We start from the raw sequence: 769 nt of genomic DNA on the forward strand, positions 1-769 counted from the left end.
GTCGATGGCCTTGGCGAGGGTGGCGACGGTCGGGTTCTCGAACAACGCCCGAATCGTCAACTCCACACCCAGCACCGACCGCACCCGCGACACCAACCGCGTGGCCAACAACGAATGCCCACCCAGATCGAAGAACCCGTCGTCGACCCCCACCCGGTCCACACCCAGAACCTCGGCGAACAACCCACACAACACCGACTCCCGAGGACCCACCGGCCCCCGACCAACCCCCGCACCACCCAACTCCGGCACCGGCAACGCCGCCCGATCCAACTTCCCGTTCGGCGTCAACGGCAACGACGCCAACACCACCAACGCCGACGGCACCATGAACCCGGGCAACCGCGACACCGCCAAAGCCCGCAACAGATCCACATCCACCCGACCGCCAACGGCCGGGCACACATAACCCACCAACCGCTGATCCCCGGGGCGGTCCTCACGCACCACCACCGCGACCTGACCCACCCCGGGCCCCGACGCCAACACCGCCTCGATCTCGCCAAGCTCCACCCGGAACCCGCGAACCTTCACCTGGTCATCAACCCGGCCGACAAAAGCCAAACTGCCGTCCAACTGCCACCGCACCACATCACCAGTGCGATACATCCGGGAACCAGCCGGCCCAAACGGATCAGCAACAAACCGCTCCGCCGTCAAACCCGCACGACCCCAATAACCACGACCCAACCCCGCACCCGCCACATACAACTCACCCGCAGCACCCGGCGCCACCAAACCCAAACACTCATCCAGCACGTAGACGCGG

The 769-nt window shown here is 66.2% G+C and carries 1 protein-coding gene; it reads right to left on the reverse strand.

Going from position 1 to position 769, the window contains the following annotated elements:
- On the reverse strand, positions 1-769 hold a 769-nt coding region (locus Vqi01_RS30400; protein ID WP_204038563.1), incomplete at both ends, for a phosphopantetheine-binding protein.

The organism is Micromonospora qiuiae (assembly GCF_016863555.1).
Lineage (GTDB): Bacteria > Actinomycetota > Actinomycetes > Mycobacteriales > Micromonosporaceae > Micromonospora > Micromonospora qiuiae.